Source organism: Methylibium sp. T29-B (genome assembly GCF_000576225.1).
Taxonomy (GTDB): Bacteria; Pseudomonadota; Gammaproteobacteria; order Burkholderiales; family Burkholderiaceae_C; genus Methylibium; species Methylibium petroleiphilum.
This window is the reverse complement of the sequence record NZ_AZSN01000259.1, coordinates 1-3,194: the sequence shown is the minus strand read 5'-3', so window position 1 is coordinate 3,194 and position 3,194 is coordinate 1. Positions and strand designations below refer to the sequence as shown.

Annotated in this window: 4 protein-coding genes; all 4 read right to left on the bottom strand. The window is 70.1% G+C overall.

Translation table 11 applies throughout. The features are described from left to right. On the bottom strand, nucleotides 1–1,256 hold a 1,256-nt coding region (locus Y694_RS20720), incomplete at its 3' end, for a DEAD/DEAH box helicase (RefSeq protein WP_231497817.1). 204 nt (nucleotides 1,257–1,460) lie between these two features. Then, on the bottom strand, nucleotides 1,461–2,003 hold the full coding sequence (locus Y694_RS20715; protein WP_036236121.1) for a cytochrome c: 543 nt from the start codon (nucleotides 2,001–2,003) through the stop codon (nucleotides 1,461–1,463). Beyond that, nucleotides 1,996–2,334, bottom strand: coding sequence for a hypothetical protein (locus tag Y694_RS25070; RefSeq protein WP_231497818.1), 339 nt, complete (start codon nucleotides 2,332–2,334; stop codon nucleotides 1,996–1,998). Before Y694_RS25070 ends, Y694_RS20715 begins: the two co-directional genes overlap by 8 nt. A 26-nt stretch (nucleotides 2,335–2,360) precedes the next feature. Then, nucleotides 2,361–3,194, bottom strand: an 834-nt coding sequence (locus tag Y694_RS20710) for a molybdopterin-dependent oxidoreductase (RefSeq protein WP_197028838.1), incomplete at its 5' end; no start/stop codon positions are given.

The window sequence follows — 3,194 nt, the reverse complement described above, 5'->3', positions numbered from 1 at the left end:
GCCACCGCCACCGCCCGCCGGACGACCCGCGCCGCCCCGGCCGCCGCCACCAGAGCGCAGGCCGCCGTTGAGCGTCTGCCGTCCGATCTGGATGGCTGCGCCACGGCGCGCGGATCGGGCTCGAAGCCGGGCACGACCTCGCGCGGGATGCTGCGCTTGATCAGCTTCTCGATATCGCGCAGGAAGCCGTCCTCGTCGACGCAGACCAGCGACACGGCCTCGCCCAGGGCACCGGCGCGGCCGGTGCGGCCGATACGGTGCACGTAGTCCTCGGACACGTTGGGCAGCTCGAAATTGACGACGTGCGGCAACTGGTCGATGTCGATGCCGCGCGCGGCGATGTCGGTTGCCACCAGCACCTGGAGCGCGCCGCTCTTGAAGTCGGCCAGCGCCTTGGTGCGCGCGGTCTGGCTCTTGTTGCCGTGGATCGCCATCGCGGTGATGCGCTGGTCGTTCAGATACTCGGTGAGGCGGTTGGCGCCGTGCTTCATGCGGCAGAACACCAGCACCTGGTGCCAATCCTGGCTCTTGATCAGGTGGGCCAGCAGTTCCTTCTTCTTGTCGCGGTCGACCGGATGGATCTTCTGCGCGATGGTCTCGACGGTGCTGTTGCGGCGCGCCACCTCGATCACCTGCGGGCTGTTCAGCAGGCGGTCGGCCAGGGTCTTGATCTCGTCGCTGAAGGTCGCGCTGAACAGCAGGCTCTGCTTCTGCTTCGGCACGATCGCCAGCACCTTCTTGATGTCGTGGATGAAGCCCATGTCGAGCATGCGGTCGGCTTCATCGAGCACGAAGATCTCGACGTGGCTCAGGTCCAGCGTGCGCTGCTGGTGGTGGTCGAGCAGGCGGCCGGGCGTGGCCACCAGGATGTCGACGCCGCGCTTGAGGCGGTCGATCTGCGGCTGCATACCGACGCCGCCGAACATCACCATCGAGCTGAGCTTGGCGTGCTTGCCGTAGATGCGCACGCTTTCCTCCACCTGCGCCGCCAGTTCGCGGGTCGGCGTGAGGATCAGCGCCCGCACCGGGCTCTTGCCGCGAGCGTCCTTGACGGCCGGCCTGGCCATCAGGCGGTGCAGCATCGGCAGCACGAAGCCGGCGGTCTTGCCGGTGCCGGTCTGGGCGCCGGCGAGCAGGTCGCCGCCCAGCATGACGGCCGGAATGGCCTGTTTCTGGATCGGCGTGGGCGTCTCGTAGCCGGCGTCGACGATGGCTTGCAGCAGGGGCTCGGCGAGCCCCAGTTCTTTGAATGACATGAATGAGGTGCCCGGATGCGGGCATCGAGTCGGCCTGCCGCGGCGTGCGAAGCACGTGCGCCAGTCGGAGGCCTGAAGGGGGAAGAGGTCGGAATCGACTGCAGCGCAAGGACTGGAACTGCGCGCTGCGGGCGCTATTGTAGGGGACAGATTGGAAACCCTCAGTTCCGCGAGGCAGGACCCGGCCCGCGCCGACAGCGGCGGTCAGCGCGGCGGCAGCGTCGCGTCGATGCCGGTGAAGCCGTCGCGGTTGGGCATGCGCAGCCGTGGCAGGGTCCGGGCGTCCATCTCGTCTGTCTCGCCGATCAGCCCGTTGGCGTACAGCAGGTAGGCGGTGAGCGCGTAGACCTCGTCGGCGCTGAGCGTGCCGGGTGCCGTCATCGGTTTGGCGCGGCGCAAGAAGTCGAAGACCGTCGTCGCGTAGGGCCAGTAGAGGCCGATGGTCTTGTCGGGCGTCGGGCTGGTCAGCGGCTCGGTGCCGCCGGCCAGCTCCTCGGCACTTGCGCCGCGGCCTCCCGCCCCATGGCAGGCCGCGCAGTGCTGGCGGAACAGGATGGCGCCTTCGGCGGCATTGCCGCGGCCGGCAGGCAGGCCACGGCCGTCGGGAAAGACGCTCAGGTCCCAGCGGGCGACTTCCTGCGCGTCGACCGGCCGGCCCAGACGCGGTGCCTGCAGGGCCTCGGCCGCCGCAGCGCCGCCGGCCCACGCCAGCAGCAGCCCGGCGGCCAGCGCACGCGGCTCACGCATAGACATGGCGCACGTTGCCTTCCTCGTCGACGGCCCAGGACACGATGGCGTTGTAGTGGAAGTAGCCGTTGGTGCCGCGCTGCGCCACCAGGGCGTTGCGCTCGGGCTGCACATCGCCGGTCTCGTCGGTCGCGCGGCTCTTCAGCACGGTGGGTCGACCATCCCATTTCCATGCGGCGCGAAAGCGCGTCATGCAGCGCGGCAGCACCGGGTCCTGCAGCGTGGCGTCGGCCCAGCTGCGGCCACCGTCGGCCGACACCTCCACGCGCCGGATGCGGCCCCGGCCGCTCCACGCCAGGCCGCTGATCGCGTAGACGTCGGGCCCGCGCAGGTGCTGGCCGTGCGAGGGCGAGGTGATCAGAGACTTGGCTCCATCACGAAGGTGAACATGCGCGCCTTGCCGTCGGGCAGCAGCTCGGTGTACTTGGCCGTCTCGTTGCGCGCCATCAGCGGCTGTTCGCTCAACTGCAGCCGCCTGAGCCACTTGACATTCAGGACACCCTCCCAGCCGGGGACGATGAGCCGCAGCGGATAGCCGTGCTCGGGCCGCAGGCGCTCGCCGTTCTGGTAGAGCGCGACGATCGCGTCGTCCATCAGCTTGGCGACCGGCAGGCTCACGTTCATCGCGAAGGCGTCGGCGCCCTCGGCGACGGCCCAGGTCGTGCGCGGCTCGATCCCGGCCTCGTCGAGCAGCACCGAGAGCGGCACGCCGGTCCACTCGCTGCACGAGACCAGGCCGTGGAAGGAGCCGACCGGCCGCTGGATCGGCTCGGGATGCCAGCCCGCGTTGCTGTTGCCGCCGCACTCCAGCACAAGCAGCTGCGAGCGCATCGGGTAGCGCAGCAGGTGGTCGACGCCGAAGCTCAGCGCACGCTTCACACGGCCGTGGATCAGCAGGCGGTGCTGCGCCGGATCGATGTCGGGCACGCCGTTGTGGTGGCGCTCGAAATGCAGGCCGGTGGGCGTGATGATGCCTTCGAGCTCCTCCAGCGGCGTGAGCGACACGCCGTTGCCCGGCAGCAGGCGGTTGCCGCTGATGCGGCGGATCACCTGCTGCTCGTGCTTCGAGGGCTGGCCATAGACCGTGAACGGGCGGCCCGGCGCGTGCATCCATGGGGGGGAAGGATCGCCGGCGCTGACCGCCGGCGCGGCCGCCTGCAGCGGCGCGGCCGCACTGCCCGCCGTGGCCAG